Genomic DNA, 17,945 nt, shown 5'->3' on the forward strand with positions numbered 1-17,945 from the left:
GACTACAACATCATTGGGGGAATCGCATCCATGGCAACAATCAATAGCTTTAAGAAATTGATGGCGTCGGTCGTCGCAGCAACCGTTCTTTTCGGAGGCGCGGCAGCGACTCTGCCGGCGAAGCCGGCCAGCGCGGCGGAAGCGACCGTCACCGCCAGCTCCAAAGCATCCAGCATTATCGCCAAAGGCAAAAAATACTTAGGCGTTCGATATAAGTTCGGCGCGAAAACCGGCAACACGAGCTCTTTCGACTGCTCTTCGTTTACGCAATTTTTGTACCGCAAGTACGGCGTATCCCTGCCGCGCGAGTCCAAGGCGCAGTCCAAGTCCGGCAGGTACGTATCCAAGGCTAACCTGAAGCCAGGCGATCTCGTGTTCTTTTACTCCCCGATCCACCATGTCGGCATCTACATCGGCAATGGCAAGGTGCTTCACACGTATGGCAAACCGGGCGTCACGATCTCGAGCATTAACTCGGGCTGGTGGAAAAATCACTACACGACCGCTCGCCGCGTTCTTTAACCGCGCTTTATTCAGACAAGCCGTCCCTCTCGGGGACGGCTTTTTCTTCTTCTCGCCCGATCGCTTATTTAAGCTTAAGCTTTCCCGAATTCGTGACTTTCACGTCGACGACGACCTCGCAAGGCAGGTCCGTGACCTCCCTTCCGTCTCTCTTCAGCCTTTTCCATGCGGCCGGGTGATGTCGGTACAGCTTATCCTCCAATCCGATCAGGTCGACGCGACTCTCACGGCCCGACGCAAGGGACTGCTCCAGCTTTTCCCGAATGCCATTTTGCGCCCATGTTTCCAGTTGGCGTTCGCCGGCCATGTCGTGCAGCTCGTAAATATATGCCTGAACGCGAATGACGGCCTTGAAGGCGCCCCCTTTTGCGTTTTCGCTATAGGAAATGCGGCCTTTGCCTTTCGTCACGATCAAGATGGCCACAAACTTGCCGGCATCGTCTCTGACCTCCAGGAACGTGCCTGTCGGATTCGAATGGTACCACTTTACGCCCTGTAAGATTTTTTCGTTCAGCGCAGCGCGCGCCTTCCGACCGGCGATCGCGTGCGCGCCGTCATAGAAAATGTAAGTTTTCGTTTTATTTCCTTGCTTCCAGCTGGCGCGATCAAGCTTGAGCAAGGGCAGAAAAGTCGTATGGCTTTCTTCGTAAAATTGGCGTACGAATGCCTGCAGGCTGATCATCTGTACCGGCGGCGCGGCCGGACTGTGAACGCGATGCGCGTAAAGAAACGTATACATCGGCGAATTAAAAAAAGTGTCCGATGCAAGCAGCTCATCCAGCGGCTCCGTCGTCGCTGCGATAAAAACGTTATAGCGAACGGTTCGGGCTCTGTTGATGCTGTCCAAAATATCGGGCATTCGCGACAAGGCGCGTTGTTTGACGACGATCGTCATCAGATGGTCGAGAGACGGTCTAAGTTGGGTGCTTCGATACAACGCCTCAAGCGCCAGCTGCGGCGACTCGCCTTCGCCATGTCCCAAGTAGGCAGGGGCTGCCTTGCCGCTCGGTCCTTCCGTCTTTGCGACGTCGGCCATCGTGATGAGCGTCCCGTATACGGAAAATAACTTCTGCTTTTCGTCGAAATCGATCCCGAGGCTCGTAAAGTAACTGGTTTCCTGAATCGAGCGTTGGTCCCAGCACGACGTCAGAATGACGGCCATGAAGGCCAGCGCCAGCAATCGCGTCGCCGCGCGCATCCGGCTCATCCTCCGGGCCTGCCGCGCTTCGGACCGCCCTTGCTTCTCCCGTCCGCGTACGGCAGCTTGATGAAGGCGCCTAGTGCGCGTCTCGCCTCGTACGGTGCCGCCGGCTTCAAATAGGGCACGCCGAACGAGCGAAGCGACACCATGTACAGCAAGATCGCGAACACGCCGATGAAAAACCCGAACATGCCGAGCGCGGTCGAAAAGACGAGCACGACGAACCGCAGCAGGTTAACGGATCCGAGCAGCGTCTGATTGACCAGCGTAAACGAGGTGACGTTCGTCACGGCGCTGACGACCAGCATCGTCGGAGACGTTAGTCCCGCGCGGATCGCCGCGTCCCCGACGATGATGCCGCCGACGACCGCGACCGTCTGGCCGACGGCCCGGGGCAGCCGCACGCCCGCCTCGCGAAACAGCTCGAACATGAAGAGCATGAGGAACATCTCGATCGCGGTGGACATCGGCAGGCCGATTCGCGAGACGACGATCGTCGCCATGAGCGGGAACGGAATCTGGTCGACGTTAAACGTCGATACCGCGACCCAGAACCCTGGCAGCGTGAGCGTGATGAATAGCCCGAGCAAACGTAGCAGCCGCTCCATCGTCACGAAATAATAGGAGTTGTGGATGTCCTCCGGCGATTTGAGCAGCTCGAACATGTTGGTCGGCGCCGTGTACACGAGCGGCAAGCCGTCCACGATGATGGCGACGCGGCCGGCGGACAGGCACTCGACGATATAGTCCGGACGGCCGGTATAGCCGACGAGCGGAAATAAGGAGCGGGATCTGTCGGACAGCATTTCTTCGAATTGCGAGGAGCCGATCACGATATCCGGCGACAATCTGCCGATCCGCTTGCGCGCCTCCTCGACGAGCGAACGGCTCGCCGCCGATTGCAGGTACAGCAGGTTGACCTCCGTCCGGCTGTCCGCTCCCACGCTGAACGATTCGACTTTCAGATCCGGCGATTTAATTCGCTTGCGCACCAACGTCCGATTGATGTACAAGCTCTCGACGAAGCCGTCGCGCGGACCTTTGACCGAGATCTCCGAAGCGGATTCCTCTGGCGCGCGTTCGGGCTGACGGGGGATCGGATAAGCGAGCACATGCCCGCCCATCACGATCAGCACGCTGCCGGAGAACAGTTCGGACAGCACGCGCCCTCGCTCTTCATCGCTTGAGACGGCACGCGGGTTCGCGCCCGGCAGACCTTCGGTAGGCGTCGTTCCCGCCAGCCATTCTCCTAGCGAAGGTAGCAGCCGGTCTTTGTACACGGCATTGTCGATCATGCCCGGCGCCAACACGAGCGAGGCATGCCGGCCGCCCGCCTTCAGCGTCTCGACGGCAACGTCCGCGCAGCCGGCGAGATCTGCATCCAGCCAATCAAGCCCCGTTCGCATGGAGTCGTCCCCCCTCCCGGCGCTTGCGAAGCGCTAACGCCCATACATATAAGAGCAAGCCAAGCTGCGTCACAAAGGCAAACGGCCGAATCGCCTTGTAAAACAAATATTGATTGCTGTCTCCGAAAGGATACACGGTCAAGGCGACGAGGAGGATCCCGATGACGATCAACGCGATCAGCTTGCCCTTTCGCTTCTGAATGCCGGACAGCTCAAGCAGGATGCAGAGCGCGAGCGAGGTCCGGATAAGCGCCCCGCTGACCCATTGGTATATGGCGAAAAAATCGAGGTGCTCGATATAGCGTCCGACTCTCAAAATCCGCCACTGCGAAAAGGCCGGAAACCGCATGATGCCGGATTCAAAAACGCCGAATTCGCAAATGGCGGCAACGGTCGGACCGAGGGACAGCATAATGATAAACAATCCCGACCCATACAGATGAACCGGACGAAACGGCTTGTTGGCGTAGGTTTGGAGCAGCATGAAGAGGATGATCTCGGTCAATCCGCTGCCGGATACGACCACGCCCCGAAGCACCGGTCCCCAGCCGTGTTCCACCAGGGGGAGCAGCTGGGCATAGTCCTTGCGGTTCGCGTTGCCGGACGCGACGAAGACGCCCAGGCCCGAGACGACGGGTAGGACGATGCAGGACATATAGACGATCGCTTGCATGCCGACCAGAACCACGGCGATGCACAGAAGCATGAATACCGTGGAGGTGACGAGCGGGGGCGTATCCGGCAAATACGTACTGTTGGTCCAGGTCAGCACATCGACGGTCGTTACGGCCGATTCCAATAGCAAGTATCCGCCGACGATGACGAGAATGAGCAGCTTGGAAAAGGAGCCCCCCTTCTCCTTGAGCCATGCGGAAAAAGGCTGCAGTCCCAGATCGCGCAGCACCGTCGCCAACGGCAGAAGCAAGAACAGCATTAGGGCGCCGGCGAGGAGCACCGAGATCCAGGCGTCCCTGCCGGCCGTTCCCAGCACGACAGGAAGGATAATGACGTGATTGACCAGTCCGACCGATAAGATCAAGCTCGTGATGACCGAAAATCGTCCTGCTTCGAAACCCCTCATTTTCCGGAACCTCCCTTCCCGGCTTAAGTTTCCCTAGGCAGGTCCCGTTTATGTGCGAATCCGAGTCCGCTTATTCCCGTCCTTCCTCCAATCGGGCCAGCCGATCCCGCATATCCGATTCGCCGAATTCTTCGCCGATCAATACGATGACGTCGGGTACCGGCTTCTGCGGCGCGATCGGCATAAAGTCCGATTCCCGGTAAGCGAATTGGAATAAATAACGGGCTGCCGTGTCCGTGAACGTAACGATCCCTTTGGCGCGATATACCGACGGGGGCAGGTCGCGCAGGAATCGCTCGAAGTCCTCGCTGCGGAACGGCGCCGCGGGATAATGCGTGAGCACGTGCACATGATCGTGCATGCGAGACGTCGCGTGATCGTGGTCGTGAGCGTGGTCGTTATGGTTGTAAGAATCCCTCGACGCGGCAGCGTCGGGAAGGAGCGACAACAGATCCGTCTCCGTCTCTCCCTTGACCGCTTCCTCGAGCGCGGCCGACGGATTCCATTCGCGCAGCTGGGCGCGCACCTCCTCGGCCTCTTCGGGACCGACGAGATCCGTCTTGCTCAGCAGCAGAAGCGAAGCCCCGCGGATCTGTTCCCGCATGAGCCGAAGCGTCTTGCCGGCGCCGAGCCGCAGCCGGTCGAGCAGATGCCTGGCATCCACGACGGTGATTAACCCGCGAAGCTCTAGCTTCGCGTACATGGACACCTCCGTCACGGCATCCATCATCTCGAGCGGCTGCGCCACGCCGGTCGACTCGATCCAGATGACGTCCGGACGGTGATCCTGAGCGAGCTGCAGCAGCGAGACGCCGAGATCGTTTTTGACCGAGCAGCAGATGCATCCGCCGAGCAGCTCCGCCATCGGCACGTCCTTCGTCAGCAGCTCGCCGTCCAGGTTGACGTCGCCCGCTTCGTTCATGAGAACCGCCGTTCGCCAGCCTCTTGCCTTGGAGCCCTCGAGCAGTTTCTGCAGCACGGTCGTCTTGCCGCTCCCCAAATATCCCGACAAAACGTACACCCGTATCGACCGATCGCCGTTATCTTTTATTTTTGCGCACATGGCGGTTCCTCCCCCGGCAAAATGAATCGGCCCTCCGTCGCGGCTGCGCGGAGGGCCTCTTTGACGTTCGTTATGCTACTCCCGGATCGCGGAGTAAAAGTTGCGGATCGGCTCGACGCATTCCGGCGTCTCGCGCTCCCGCTCGTTCACGTAAGCGCCGACCGGGTACATCATCATCTCGTCCGCCGAGATCCCGCGGATCCTGCCCAGAACGCCCCGATACTCCGTATTCGTCTCGTTCAGCCATTCGTCGATGCCTTCATCGTCCAAAATGGCGGGCATCCGGTCCGAATACGGACCGACCATCTCGTTGGACAGCGTCGTCAGCATCGTATACGCGCGAATGTCGCCGCCTTCGACGCGCGGCCACACTTCGTAAAACCCGGGGACCGCGAACGTCCCGCGCCCCTTAAGCACGAAGTGGATCGGCTGACGGGCTTTGCCCTTCGTCTCCCAGCCGTAAAAGCCGCTGACGGGGATGACGCAGCGCTGCTTGTTCGTCATGCGCTTGAAGATCGGCCGGTCGCCGATGCCCGGACCGTCCGCATTGACGGCATCGCGAGACCAGTAAGGCATGAGGCCCCAGCGCAGCGACTCGAGCTTGCGTTCGCGCCGCTCCTCGACGATGACGGCGGCATTTTGGGTCGGGGCGACATTGTATCTGGGCCTGTATGGTCCGACGACTTGATCGATCCGGTAACGTTCGGTGAGCTCGGACAAATCCGCGGCAAGCGAAAATCTTTGGCACATGGGGGGCACCGCCTTCTTGGGTTTCCCCCCAGTATTTGCTTGAAGGCGCCGCTTCTATTCGCGGGATCCCGAACGCGTCCGAGCAGTCGCGCGATCAGGCGTCCTGCGGATGCCCAGCCGGTACCAGCGCGACGGCCGCCGCGTTGGCCTCGACCTGGGCGACGTCCTTGCAGCCGGGAATGACGGCGGTGACGGCCGGATGGCGCAGGCACCACGCCAGCGCCCAGGACGCCATATCGACGCCTTCAGGCACCTCCGTGCGCTTGATCTCCTCCGCTTCGCGAAGCAGCGCGTCGGCTTCCTCCCGGTCGCGCCGCGAACGAACGTCGTCGCTTGGAAACGTCGCGCCCGGCTTGTACTTGCCGCTCAGGAAGCCGCTTGCGAGCGGCACGCGCGCGAGCACGCCGAGTCCCTGCGCCTCGCAGGACGGAAATACTTCCTCTTCCGGCGCGCGGTCGAGCCGGTTGTAGACGACCTGGATCGCCTGCGCGCCGACCGCCGTCGCCTTGGACGTCTGATAGACGTTGCGGTTCGATCCGATCGAGATGCCGAGGTGCCTGATCTTGCCCGCTTCGACCTGCCGGCCTAGCGCATCCCAGAGTCCGTCCGTATCGAACGCGGCATCGGGTCCCGAATGAAATTGATAGAGATCGATATAATCGGTCTGAAGCGCCTTCAGGGAGGCGTCCAGCTGTCGCACGACGTCCTGCGGATCGTAGTCGTCCGTCCGGCTGAACGGCCCGTGGAAATGATGCCCGAACTTCGTCGCGAGTACCCAATCGGAGCGGCGGCCGCGGATGGCCGGTCCGATCAGCGACTCGGACAGATGGTCGCCGTAGCATTCGGCGGTGTCGATCAGGTTGATGCCGAGCTCGGCGGCCCTGCCCAGAATGGCGTCCGCCTCGCGCTGTTCGTAGTTCCTGCCCCACTCTCCTCCGAACTGCCAAGTACCGACGCCTACCGCGGATATTTTCAGATCGGTCGATCCCAACTTGCGATACAGCATGCTTAAGCCTCCCTTTCATAGAAGAAGATTCGCCCGGGATTCAGTCAACGACGATTAAGCTTCGACGGTCACGGCGGTGCCGCTTACCGCTACCATGAGCATCCCTTCCCGCACGACCTCGTAGTCGACATCGACGCCTACGATCGCGTTGGCGCCCATCCGCCTCGCTTGCTCGACCATCTCGGAGACCGCGATGTCGCGGGCCTGCTTCAGCTTGTTTTCATAGGAGCCGGACCTGCCGCCGACGACGTCGGTGATCGAAGCCATGAAGTCGCGGAAGATGTTCGCGCCCATGATCGTCTCTCCGTTCACCAGTCCGAAATAGGACGTGATTCTGTATCCTTCCACATTGGGCGTAGTCGTCACGAGCATCATAATAGCCTCCTTGAAGATGTTGGGAACGCCCTCATTCTATCATACCGTTCCCCCGAACAACAACGAGAGCCGCCGGCGTCCGCCGGCAGCTCTCAAGGGTTGAATTCGGTCGGAGCCGGGCTTTCCTCCACCGCGAATTCGTAATCGTCGATATCGAACACCTGGACCGGAATCGCGTTCTGGACGACTTTGTCCTGGAATTCGATATGGTCGGTCAAGATCGGACTTTGCGCGCGAAGCGACGTCAGCACGATCTCCGTCTCGATCGGGTCGAGCAGCTCGCCGTACTGCATGTTCTCGGCCGCGTTGACGACGACGAGGGTCACCTTGTCGTTGATCGGCAGCGGCGGGCTCTCCCGCCACGGCGCGAGCAGCGAGCGCTCGAGCTTCTTTTTATTGAAAGGATCTTCGAAGTACGCGATCATCTCCCCGATCTTGCCCTTGACGTGACGGTCGTCGTCCGGGTCGGGCATGACGGGCTCGTCGCTATCCTTCATATCGTACAATTCCATCACTGTCGAATACGGAATCCGGTATTCCACAGGCCGTTTCGGCAGAAGCAGCTGACCATATATGGCGATCATGACCGCCTCGATGACAAAACGCCTTTCCATTGTAGCCAGTCCCCCCTAGTAGCGGCAGAAAAACCTTGAGCGCATTGCTGTACATTATATCATAAATTCGCTTCAGACATGCCGGCGGCGGGTATAATAGGCCGACATAAGGAGGCGATCGGGATGACGCTGACGACGACGAGGAGCAGGACGATCGATCTTGAAGGGCTGCAGCGCGCGGCCGAAGCGTGCAAAATCGATACGTGCCGCGTACAGATCGGCAGCGGGCGAGCCGCGCGGACGCTCGATTACGCGCGCAACGCGCGTTCGGCCGAACGGCTGCACAAGGTCAATTCGGTGACGAAAAGCGTGCTCTCGCTGCTCGTCGGCATCGCGCTCGCACGGGGCGAGTTCCCGTCGCTCGGCACGCCGCTCGCCGGCTGTCTGCCCCGGATATCGGCTTCGCTCGGACGAATTCGCCTGCATCATCTATTGTCGATGACGGCGGGCATGGACTGGCCGGAGTGGGGCGCCTGGGGCGGACGTCCCAATCCGATGTGCGAATCGGACGACTGGGTCGCCTTTATCCTGGATAGACGGATAACATCCCGCCCGGGAGACGCGATGTCTTACAACTCCGGCTGCTCGCATCTGCTCAGTCTCGTCCTGCAGCGGGAGACCGGCATGACCGCCGAAGCCTATGCCGCGCGCCATCTGTTCGGTCCGCTCGGCATCGACGCCTGGCAGTGGCATTCGGATCCGCAGGGCGTGTCGATCGGCGGCTTCGGACTGGCGCTGCGCGGCGGCGACCTGTTCAAGCTGGGCCAGCTCATGCTGTCCCGCGGCCGTTGGGGCGGTCGGCGAATCGTGCCCGAGGATTGGATCGACGAATCGACCGCCCCCAGGCACCATACTTACGATTGGCTCGGCTCGTACGGCTATCACTGGTGGACGTTCACCGGCGGCGGCCGCGAGCCGCTGAAGCCGCATATTTATTATGCGATGGGCTACGGCGGCCAATTTCTGTTCGTCATTCCGGAGGCCGAGACCGTCGTCTCGTTTACGAGCGATTTATATCGCGAACCATTAAGGCCATTAAAGATTTTTTCGACGTTCGTCGCGGGCGTTCCTTACGGTTCGTAGATCATCTTGCGCGTCATGCCGCCGTCCACGACGAGATTCGTCCCCGTGACGAAGCCGCCTTCGGGGTCGGTCAAATAGAAGCAGGCTTTGACCACGTCCGACGGCATGCCGACCCGACCGGCGGGATGCTGCTCGTGATCTGCGGTCCGCAGGGCGTCATAGTCGCCGGTCTCGATCCATCCCGGGCTAATCGCGTTCACCGCGATGCCGTCGGGCCCCAGAGAAAGCGCGAGCGCGTGCGTGAGCGCCAGGATGCCGCCCTTGGACGCCGCATACGCTTCCGAGTTCGGCTCGGATTGAAGCGCGCGCGTCGATGCGACGTTGACGATGGCGCCGCCGCCAACCCGCTTCATCGCTTTGGCCGCTTCGCGGCCGCACAGGAACGCGCCGCGAAGGTTAATATTCATGACGCGGTCCCATTCCTCGAGCGACAGCTCGAGCGGCGACTTCCAGACGCCGATGCCCGCGTTGTGCACGAGCACGTCGACGCGGCCCGTCCAAGCCGATGCGCGCGCTACGATCTGAGCGGCCGCTTCGGCCTCGGTCAGGTCGGCCGCGATGAACATCGCGGAGAGGCCTTCGCCCGACAACTGCGCGGCCAACGCCTCCCCGCCCGTGCCGGGCGCGTCGCTAAGCGCGACCGATGCGCCAGCTTCGGCGTACGCCCGCGACAGATGTCGCCCGATGCCGCCGGCGGCGCCCGTCACGATCACGGTGCGGCCCGCGTACCTGCCCGGCATCAGGGCTGCGCGAGACGCGACAGTCTCGCCGTCAACGTCTCCCTCCAGCTGTCCGCCAGCGCATCGACCGCGAGCAGGCGAAGCATGCCCTCCCGGTTTTCTTTTCCCCGATGCATGACCGCATTAGCCTCCTCGACCGTGACGCCTGCGGGATCGCGCGAGACGAGGACGAGCTCGCCCGGTTCGACCGCGCCCGGCGACAGCACGCGGAAATAAAAGCCGGTTTTCCCCGTATCCCGGACCCTCGCCGGGAGATCGTCCGCTCCCCATTTCATCGCGAGCTTCCAGCAAGGCACCCGGGGCTGGCTGATCTGAAGCTTGACTTCTCCGATCCTGAATATATCGCCGACGCAAACTTCGGATTCTTCGATTTCGTCGATCGTGAAGTTTTCGCCGAACGCCCCGAATTCGAGCGACCTGCCGAGCGACTCTTCCCAAAAGGCATAATGACGGTACGGATAGGCGCACACCGCCTTGTCCGGCCCGCCGTGATTCACGTTATCCGCTTGCTCGTCTCCCGACAGCCCCTCGCGATGAACGGTAACGGCGCTTAGCGCTCTTTCCTTATAAATGCCGGACTTTGCGGGCTTGCCTTTGAACTGCGCCTCGCGCGCCGCGCCTACGTTCACCGACAAAAGCGGGTAGGACCGATCAAGCGCCGCGGGCAAAGCTGTTGAATTCGACATTGCGCGAACCTCCTTGAGCGTAGAGTTGTCAGGACGCCCTAACCGAAAGCCCGGCGTGCCTTGGATGGATAAGGAGCAACCGTCCTTGCCATGCTAAATTCGGCGGGCCAAAGGCGCCCGGGATGGGAGCTGATGAAAATGACCACGTCGAAACGCAGAAAAGAAAGCGCATGGAAAAGTCGCAAAGAGCGCTCCCAAATTCGCCCGGCGAAGGCGCCGGAGGGCGAACCGGAAGCGCCGCCTCAACCGTAATCGCCGCTCCGCATGACTGATGGTCCCCGCGACGGGAGGACGGCTTAGGAGATTTGGTGCTTTTCGGCTGCCGTGAGCCGTCTTCCCCGAACGGTCAGCACCGCCCTGCCGTCGTGCAGGCCCCATATCTCGTCCGCGAATTTCTCGGCGAGCTCCAAACGATGCAGCGCTACGACGATAATCATATTCTTATCCTTCGCCTGCTGCTTCAGCATGCCCATGATGCTCTCTTGCGAATGAGGATCGAGTCCGGTCACGGGCTCGTCCGCGAGCAGCACCTCGGCGCCGTGGGCGATCGCGCGGGCGATCGCCACGCGCTGACGTTCGCCGCCGCTGAGCTTCTCCGCCGGCTGGTGCGCGCGGTCGATCAAGCCGACGTTCTCCAGCGTCTCCATGGCGTCCATGTAGTCGTCGCTTCTGACCATGCCGGTCATCCGGCGGAACCAGGACACCTGGCCGACCGCGCCGATGATGACGTTTTTGAGCGCCGTCTTTTTTTCGTACATCAGCGCCTTCTGTTCCAGATAAGCGATTTTGCGCTTTAAACGCAGCCTAGACAGCGCGCCACCGGCAATCGCGTCCTTGCCGTCGATGCGCAGCTCCCCGCTCGTCCATGGCTCCTTGAGTCCGAGACAGCGAAGCAGCATCGACTTGCCGCTGCCGCTCGCCCCTACTACCGCATACAGCTTGCCCGGCTCCAGATGTCCGTGGATGCCGTCGAGTACCTTTTTGCCTGTCGGCAGCTTGCGCGTAAGACCGATGATATGTATCATTCCCGTCCGAATGCCCCCTGACTTTCGTTCCTGCCGTTTTTTCTAGTGTAATTCTTTACGGAACGGCTTTCCATACGAACAAACGTTTGGTATACTATAAACAAGAACATGCGTTCTATCTATTCCAGTCAAAGGTGGGATGATGGATGGAGAACTGCGAGCACCTCCGCTATTTGGAGCCTTCAAGGGGATCCCGGCCGTCACGAGATCTGACTTTCAAATTTTACGACAGCGGCCGTCTCGTGATCGTGGACAATGACAGCGGCAATACGATGAACCCCCGCGAGTTAAGCGGGGGCAGCTACGACTTCTATGTGCGTCAACGGCTCGCCTTCATCAAGCGCGAGCTGAAGTCCAAGATCGAGAAGTACGCGTGACCATGCCGCGTGGCCGTGCCGGGACGCCAAGTCCCGGCAAGCAGTCTCACGCTTGCGATCAAGGCAGGTTTTTGTCGATACCGTTCAAGCTAGGCGGCAGGCGGGACATTTTGTCCAGCTTCGTTGCCTGGCTTTTTCCGCGTCCTCCGGCCGTGATGCTCTTCGCTCCCGCTTTAGGTCCTTGATAGGGCGGCATATCCGACTCACCTCCATGGATGCTTCGTATTTGGGTTAAGGCCGAACGCACGATTAGGTTGCCCGCCCCGCTCATTTACAAACACCTTCCGGTTAGACATAATAAATTCATGTCCGCCGTCCGATTGGCGAGCGGCTGGAGCGGCAAGCAGACGAAGGAGCCACGGATATGAAACAAAACATCCTGTTCGACCTGGACGATACGCTGATCTATTGCAACAAATATTTTCATTTCGTGCAAGAGCAGTTCGCGGACTTGATGACGACCTGGTTCGCGCCGTTCGGCTTGACCAAGCAGACCGTGCTGGCCAAGCACAGCGAGATCGACATCGCCGGCGTGCAGATCGTCGGCTTCAGCAGCGAGCATTTTCCCCAATCGTTTGTCGATACGTACCGATACTATAGCGCCTTGCACGGACGTTCCGAATCCGCCGACGAGGAGGCGCTTCTATGGAAGCTCGGCCTTAGCGTGTTCGAGCAAGAGACCGAGCCTTATCCGTTCATGAACGAGACGCTCGAATCGCTCGCGGCCGCCGGCCATCAGCTTCATTTATATACGGGCGGAGATCCGGCCATCCAGAAGCGCAAGATCGAAGCAGCCGGCCTAGAGCGTTACTTCCGAGATCGCATTTATATCCGGCTGCACAAAAACGTCGAAGCGCTGAAGGAGATTTTGCGCGCAGGCAAGCTGCGGATCGATCGCACCTGGATGGTGGGCAATTCGGTGCGCACGGACGTCCTGCCCGCACTGTCCTGCGGCCTGCATGCCATCTATTTGAAACAGGAGCGCGAATGGGACTACAACGTGCTGCCGATCGCGGATGCCAAGCCGAGCGGCGCGTTCCTCACGCTATCCTCGCTTCGCCAGGTGCCGTCCGCGATCGATGCATATTTGACGCAAGGCTGACGTCCGCCCGCGGTCACGTCCCGACGATGCGCCTGAATCGATCGTAGGCCGCGGCGTCGGCGCCGCCGGCGCGGGCTGCATGATGATAAAAGCTGTAAGGGAACTTGAACGCATGTCCAAAATCCCACTCGTCCCCGCTTCGTTCCTTGTCCCAAAAAGCGGATTCGGTCGGCAGCGAAGTTGACGGCCGTGCAAGCGCGAGCGGCTCGCGGTCGACCGGCGAGAAAAGGCGGATCGGTTCGCCGGGCTGCAGATACCGGCTTGCGCGCAATACCCGAACGAGCTTGAACAGCGGCAATAGCCCTCTTTTGAACAATGCCGGGTAACCCAGCTCCTCGAGCGTTACGAGCGCATGCGAAAAGGTCAGCATATGGCCGATCAGGTCGTGATGGGCTTCCGCCCGATAGATGGTCCCGAAGGCGGCCAGCTCTTGCAGCACGGCGCGCGATAGCGCCGCTCCGTCTTCGATGCCCGCGGGTCCGCCTTCTTCCGGCGGCGTCAGCGCCTTGACCTCTGACGTCTTGTAGCCGATCCAAGAGCGCCCCGGAATCTTCCCTTTGAACGAGCGAATCAGCTGCGAGATCGCTTCGACGTCCGCCGCCGCGCCCCAACCGTCCAATTCGCGAATCGCCTTCAAGCTCGCCGCCGCATAGATCGCATTGTGACCGACCCAGTGCAAGCCGTCGATCGTTTCTTCCAGCGCCTCCACGACGACGCGCTCGTCATCGTTTGCGCTGCGCTTCGCCTCTCGATCCGCCATGTCGGGATCCGCTCGAACGAGATTTACCGGCTCGCCCAGACGCCGGGTCACCATCCGGTCGGCTTGCTCCGCGATCTTCCTCGCGACATCGTCGTCGAGCCTATTTTCGGCGATAAAAAAATAAGCGGCGATCGCCGCCGCGCCGAAGTGCGCCTCCCAAATATCGCCTGTCCGCTCGCGGCATGATGCGATGACGGTCAGTCCTTTTTTTAAAAGCGTGCGATCCGTCATGAAATCACTCTCCTTGCTCTCTTCCTATCGATTGAAGCTTGGCGTATATGGCGCGGACGCCGTCCGACCACAGCGGGTCCTCCGCATAGGTCCGATTCATCCAGGCGAACGGTTCTTCGCCTTCGGGAATGCCGGCCGCCAGCTTTGCGAGGAGCTTCGCCGCGATGCCCGACGAATCGCCGATGTCCGTATTGTACGTCTCCCAGCTATGAAAGACGTTAAACGGATTGTTCGCGATTTGCTTCGCTTTTTTGGCGGACTTCGGGACGAAGCCTTGCTCTTGACCCGCTACCGCAAAAAGCAGCAGCGGATCGATGCCATGCCGGCGGGCGCTCTCGACGATCGCCTCGAAGTAAGGGCGCTCGGCCAGCATCGAGTCCCGGCCTTTCAGGTAAGCCTTCACCGCCTCCGCATCGAACGGCAAATAAGCAAACGGAGCCGTATCGGCGGCTTGGCGGACGGTTTGCTGCGCTGCCAGGTTTGCGGCGGATTCGGGTCTAGGCAAATCCGCTTCGCTGTCGCTGCGCTGAATCGACGTCAAAAGCACGCACGCAGCAGCAAGCATCAGCACGGCCGCGAGAACAAGCGGGCGCAGGGCGGATGGCGCCAGCCAGCCGGATCTTGGCACCCTGACGGCATCGGCGGCCGAATCAGCGTCCGCGGCGGCGAGGCGTGTGCCGTCTATGCCAAGTGTCGTTGAAGCATGGTTATGGCCGACGGCGCCGTCATGCGCTGCTTCAAGCAGAGATGAAGCGCTATCATTTGCGAATGCTTGAGAATCGAGCTTGGCCGCGAGATCATGGTTCAGCACGAGCCCCTTTTCGGTTCGCTGCGCGATCCGATCAAGCGACCATGCCGCGGCCGTCCTTTCGTTCAACCATCGAAGAAGGCTAGCCGCATGCGCCTCATCCGCAAGCGTCAAATCCCCGCATACGCGCAGCACGTCCTGCGGGTACACCTCGCGCTTCTCGCCAACGACGCAAGACGCCACGAGCCTGTCGGCCACGTCGGCTCTGAGCGCTTCCGGCCATTCGGGCAGCCGCCGGCGAATCGTACGCACGATCGCGTCGGCGACGATTTCCGCCTGATTCGTCGCGGGCATCGGCGCATATTTAGTTCGAACGTATCGGCGGATGACCGATACGTCTCCCGGCGTCAACAATGCTTCGCCTGCCATATTCGCCGCGCCCCCCTCCGCCCGAAGCTTTCCAGATCGACTGCTTTTCCATAGTTTAGCATAGGAGCGCCGCCTGAAAAAGCGATCTTGCCAGCGATTCAGCCTCGTTTCCGGCCTCATCGCCTGCTCTACATCAAGCGACCCGCCACGTAGATCCGCCACGCGGACCCGCCGTTCACCGTTTAGCCCCGTGCTCCGCGCGCGGCTTCCGCAATACGCGCCTGTACCTCGTCGCTCCTGATGTAACGTTCGATCTGCTCCTTCTCGAACATCGTGAACTGGTATTCGCAGTCGATGCCCTCGTCGAGCGCCTCGATCTGGATCGGGTGCCCGGCATGCGTGCATACGACGAGCGCCGTCAGATCGATGACGTCGCCCGGCAGCGGCGTTGACGCGTCCACGCGAATCACAAGCTCCGCATCGATCCACTGCGCGTCGCGCTTGTCGACGCTAACTTCGAACCCCGTAAACTTGAGCTCCTTCGGTAGATCTTCGCCGTATCGGAACATCGCATTTTCCTCCGTTCGCAATAAAGGGTCGTCACCCGCCGGCTTCGCTTCGAAGACGGCTCGGGTGCGACCCTGATATGATTAAATCGCTAGCTGGTCAATCGTCAATCCTTAAGGCAGCATCGTCGAACCCATCAGATAACGGTCGACCTCGCGGGCAGCCTCGCGGCCTTCGTTGATCGCCCATACGATGAGGCTTTGGCCGCGGCGCATATCGCCGGCCGCGAACACTTTGTCGACGCTCGTCTTATACTTGCCGTAGGCCGCCTTCACGTTCGTTCTGCGGTCCGTCTCCAGGCCAAGCTGCTCGATAAGGGTCGATTCCGGACCTTCGAAGCCGACGGCTACGAGGACGAGATCGGCCGGCCATACTTTCTCCGTGCCGGGAATCTCTTCGTATACCTTGCGGCCCGACTCGTCGACGTAGCGCCGGATTTGAACGGTGTGCAGCTCCTTGACGTTGCCGTCTTCGTCGCCGACGAACTTTTTCGTCAACACCGAGAACGCGCGCGGGTCTTCGCCGTACAAGACCTTCGCCTCTTCATGCGCGTAATCGAGCGTGTAGACGTTCGGGTATTCCGGCCACGGGTTGTTGATCTGGTCGCGCGTCAGCGGCGCCTTGGCATGCGTGCCGAACTGAGAGACGCTCGTGCAGCCGTGACGCAGCGCAGTCGCGACGCAGTCCGTACCCGTGTCGCCGCCGCCGATGACGATGACATGCTTGTCCTTGCCCGAAATATAATTGCCGTCTTCGAGATTCGAGTCGAGATAGCTCTTGATCGTGCCGTTCAAGTAATCCATCGCCTGATGGATGCCCTTCAGGTTCGCGCCTTCGACGGGGCCAAGCCCGCGCGCCTTGGTCGCGCCGCCGCACAGGACGATCGCATCGTACTCTTCGGCCAGCTGCTTAGCGGAAATGTCCTTGCCGATCTCGGTGTTCGTAACGAACTGAATGCCCTCTTCGGCCATCAGATCGACGCGGCGCTTGACGATATGCTTCTCGAGCTTCATCGTCGGGATGCCGTACGTGAGCAGGCCGCCCGGACGGTCGGCGCGCTCGAATACGGTCACGCTGTGGCCCGCTTTGTTCAACTGAGCGGCCGTAGCCAGGCCTGCAGGTCCGGATCCGACGACGGCGACGCGCTTGCCCGTGCGCTGCTTCGGAGGCTGGGGCACCACCCAGCCCTCTTCGAAGGCGCGGTCGATAATCGCTTGCTCGATCGTCTTGATCGTGACCGGATCGCCGATAAGGCCGACGGTGCAAGATCCTTCGCACGGCGCGGGACAGACGCGGCCCGTGAACTCGGGGAAGTTGTTCGTCTTGGCCAGACGCTCGTAAGCCTCTCTCCACAGTCCGCGGTAGATGAGGTTGTTCCATTCGGGTATTAGGTTGTTGACCGGGCAACCCGAAGCGCCGCCGGACAATTCCATGCCGGTGTGGCAATATGGCGTGCCGCAGTCCATGCAGCGCGCCCCTTGGGTGCGCAGCTGTTCTTCGGAGAACATGCGGTGGAACTCGTTCCAGTCCTTGATCCGTTCAAGGGGGTCGCGATCGCTTGGCAGCTCGCGTTGATATTCCATAAATCCCGTAGGCGTCGACATCCCATTTCCTCCATCTGTCGGTAATTCGCGTGTCTGACCGGATATAGCCGCCGGGTCAGGGCACCGTTATATGATAGACCATCTTACCTGACGACCCGTGTCATCAGAATGGATTATCCCCTCTATTGTTTGCACTTTCCGCTGCGCGGCGCTCGTATACGCACTTATCGAAGGCGATCGGATTGCGTTCGTCCGCCGCCTGGGACTTTTTGGACGCAAGAACCCAGTCCGACCGGTCAAAGCTCGGGAATACGGCGTCGCCTTCTACGTCCTCAGAAAGCTCCGAGAGCAGCATCCGGTCGGCGTGCGGCAGCAGCTGCGCGTACACGTCGGCGCCTCCGGCCACCATCAGCTCTTCCCCGCCGTAGCGCGCGAGCGCCTCCTCTACGGAGCGAACGATGACGCAGCCCTCCGGGGCTTCGGTCATCGTCCTGGACAAAATGACGTTCGTCCGTCCGGCCAGCGGCTTCGGCAGCGAGCGGAACGTCTTGCTCCCCATCAACACGGACTTGCCCATTGTCTGGGCTTTGAAGTAGGCCATCTCGTCCTTCAGACGCCAAGGCAGGGCGTTATCCGCCCCGATGACGCCGTTCTTCGCGACGGCGGCGATCAACGTGACGGACATGCGCCACCGC

Annotated in this window: 21 protein-coding genes; 4 read left to right on the forward strand and 17 right to left on the reverse strand. The window is 60.7% G+C overall.

All coding sequences use genetic code 11. From position 1 onward, the window contains the following. The first annotated feature begins 30 nt into the window (after positions 1-30). Positions 31-522, forward strand: coding sequence for a C40 family peptidase (locus BM235_RS10295; protein WP_090112449.1), 492 nt, complete (start codon positions 31-33; stop codon positions 520-522). A 64-nt stretch (positions 523-586) separates the two neighbouring features. On the opposite strand, the gene BM235_RS10300 is transcribed toward BM235_RS10295, so the two are convergent. The 8 genes from BM235_RS10300 to BM235_RS10335 all read right to left on the reverse strand — a co-directional run bounded on the left by BM235_RS10300 (position 587) and on the right by BM235_RS10335 (position 8,018). Then, on the reverse strand, positions 587-1,729 hold the full coding sequence (locus BM235_RS10300) for a Ger(x)C family spore germination protein (RefSeq protein WP_090112450.1): 1,143 nt from the start codon (positions 1,727-1,729) through the stop codon (positions 587-589). Continuing rightward, positions 1,726-3,129, reverse strand: a complete 1,404-nt coding sequence (locus BM235_RS10305) for a spore germination protein (RefSeq protein WP_090112452.1) — start codon at positions 3,127-3,129, stop codon at positions 1,726-1,728. The genes BM235_RS10300 and BM235_RS10305 overlap by 4 nt, the downstream gene beginning before the upstream one ends. Continuing rightward, entirely contained in the window at positions 3,113-4,210 is a 1,098-nt protein-coding gene (locus BM235_RS10310) for an endospore germination permease (protein ID WP_090112454.1), read from the reverse strand. Before BM235_RS10310 ends, BM235_RS10305 begins: the two co-directional genes overlap by 17 nt. A gap of 70 nt (positions 4,211-4,280) precedes the next feature. Then, positions 4,281-5,273, reverse strand: coding sequence for a CobW family GTP-binding protein (locus tag BM235_RS10315; protein ID WP_090112456.1), 993 nt, complete (start codon positions 5,271-5,273; stop codon positions 4,281-4,283). Positions 5,274-5,348: 75 nt separating this feature from the next. Further along, a complete protein-coding gene (locus BM235_RS10320) occupies positions 5,349-6,023 on the reverse strand; it encodes an SOS response-associated peptidase (protein ID WP_090112458.1) in 675 nt (224 codons plus the stop codon). A gap of 94 nt (positions 6,024-6,117) precedes the next feature. Further along, a complete protein-coding gene (locus tag BM235_RS10325; RefSeq protein ID WP_090112460.1) occupies positions 6,118-7,029 on the reverse strand; it encodes an aldo/keto reductase in 912 nt (303 codons plus the stop codon). Positions 7,030-7,083: 54 nt separating this feature from the next. Further along, positions 7,084-7,401, reverse strand: a complete 318-nt coding sequence (locus tag BM235_RS10330) for a YbjQ family protein (RefSeq protein WP_090112462.1) — start codon at positions 7,399-7,401, stop codon at positions 7,084-7,086. A gap of 95 nt (positions 7,402-7,496) precedes the next feature. Further along, positions 7,497-8,018, reverse strand: a complete 522-nt coding sequence (locus BM235_RS10335) for an ADP-heptose synthase (protein ID WP_090112463.1) — start codon at positions 8,016-8,018, stop codon at positions 7,497-7,499. Between the two features lie 123 nt (positions 8,019-8,141). Here BM235_RS10335 and BM235_RS10340 point away from each other — a divergent pair, with 123 nt between their 5' ends. Next, a complete protein-coding gene (locus BM235_RS10340) occupies positions 8,142-9,101 on the forward strand; it encodes a serine hydrolase domain-containing protein (protein WP_158543748.1) in 960 nt (319 codons plus the stop codon). On the opposite strand, the gene BM235_RS10345 is transcribed toward BM235_RS10340, so the two are convergent. From BM235_RS10345 to BM235_RS10355, 3 genes are all read right to left on the reverse strand, one after another. Beyond that, positions 9,089-9,841, reverse strand: coding sequence for an SDR family NAD(P)-dependent oxidoreductase (locus BM235_RS10345; protein ID WP_090112468.1), 753 nt, complete (start codon positions 9,839-9,841; stop codon positions 9,089-9,091). The two genes, BM235_RS10340 and BM235_RS10345, sit on opposite strands and share 13 nt — an antisense overlap. Then, complete coding sequence (locus BM235_RS10350) at positions 9,841-10,527, reverse strand: MOSC domain-containing protein (protein WP_090112470.1); 687 nt, start codon at positions 10,525-10,527, stop codon at positions 9,841-9,843. The genes BM235_RS10345 and BM235_RS10350 overlap by 1 nt, the downstream gene beginning before the upstream one ends. Positions 10,528-10,823: 296 nt before the next feature. Continuing rightward, complete coding sequence (locus BM235_RS10355; protein ID WP_090112472.1) at positions 10,824-11,552, reverse strand: phosphonate ABC transporter ATP-binding protein; 729 nt, start codon at positions 11,550-11,552, stop codon at positions 10,824-10,826. Positions 11,553-11,698: 146 nt separating this feature from the next. Between BM235_RS10355 and BM235_RS10360 the strand changes: the two genes are divergently transcribed. Beyond that, positions 11,699-11,929 (forward strand): hypothetical protein, encoded by a 231-nt coding sequence (locus BM235_RS10360; protein ID WP_090112474.1) that lies wholly within the window; start codon positions 11,699-11,701, stop codon positions 11,927-11,929. A 58-nt stretch (positions 11,930-11,987) separates the two neighbouring features. Here BM235_RS10360 and BM235_RS32015 read toward each other — a convergent pair whose 3' ends face one another. Continuing rightward, positions 11,988-12,125 (reverse strand): hypothetical protein, encoded by a 138-nt coding sequence (locus BM235_RS32015; RefSeq protein ID WP_177244219.1) that lies wholly within the window; start codon positions 12,123-12,125, stop codon positions 11,988-11,990. 168 nt (positions 12,126-12,293) lie between these two features. On the opposite strand from BM235_RS32015, the gene BM235_RS10365 reads away from it, so the two are divergent. Continuing rightward, the gene (locus BM235_RS10365; protein ID WP_090112475.1) at positions 12,294-13,031 is read left to right on the forward strand and encodes an HAD family hydrolase; all 738 of its coding nucleotides are present in this window, start codon (positions 12,294-12,296) and stop codon (positions 13,029-13,031) included. Between the two features lie 13 nt (positions 13,032-13,044). Here the strand turns inward: BM235_RS10365 and BM235_RS10370 are convergent, their stop codons facing one another. The 5 genes from BM235_RS10370 to BM235_RS10390 all read right to left on the reverse strand — a co-directional run bounded on the left by BM235_RS10370 (position 13,045) and on the right by BM235_RS10390 (position 17,935). Beyond that, the gene (locus BM235_RS10370) at positions 13,045-14,022 is read right to left on the reverse strand and encodes a hypothetical protein (protein WP_090112476.1); all 978 of its coding nucleotides are present in this window, start codon (positions 14,020-14,022) and stop codon (positions 13,045-13,047) included. A 4-nt stretch (positions 14,023-14,026) separates the two neighbouring features. Next, on the reverse strand, positions 14,027-15,199 hold the full coding sequence (locus BM235_RS10375) for a lysozyme family protein (RefSeq protein WP_158543747.1): 1,173 nt from the start codon (positions 15,197-15,199) through the stop codon (positions 14,027-14,029). A gap of 182 nt (positions 15,200-15,381) precedes the next feature. Beyond that, a complete protein-coding gene (locus BM235_RS10380) occupies positions 15,382-15,708 on the reverse strand; it encodes a hypothetical protein (RefSeq protein ID WP_090112480.1) in 327 nt (108 codons plus the stop codon). Between the two features lie 111 nt (positions 15,709-15,819). Beyond that, entirely contained in the window at positions 15,820-17,310 is a 1,491-nt protein-coding gene (locus BM235_RS10385) for a glutamate synthase subunit beta (protein WP_090112482.1), read from the reverse strand. Between the two features lie 103 nt (positions 17,311-17,413). After that, positions 17,414-17,935, reverse strand: a complete 522-nt coding sequence (locus BM235_RS10390) for a dihydrofolate reductase (protein WP_090112483.1) — start codon at positions 17,933-17,935, stop codon at positions 17,414-17,416. Between the last annotated feature and the right edge of the window lie 10 nt (positions 17,936-17,945).

It is taken from the genome of Cohnella sp. OV330, from assembly GCF_900112065.1.
Classification (GTDB): Bacteria; Bacillota; Bacilli; order Paenibacillales; family Paenibacillaceae; genus Cohnella.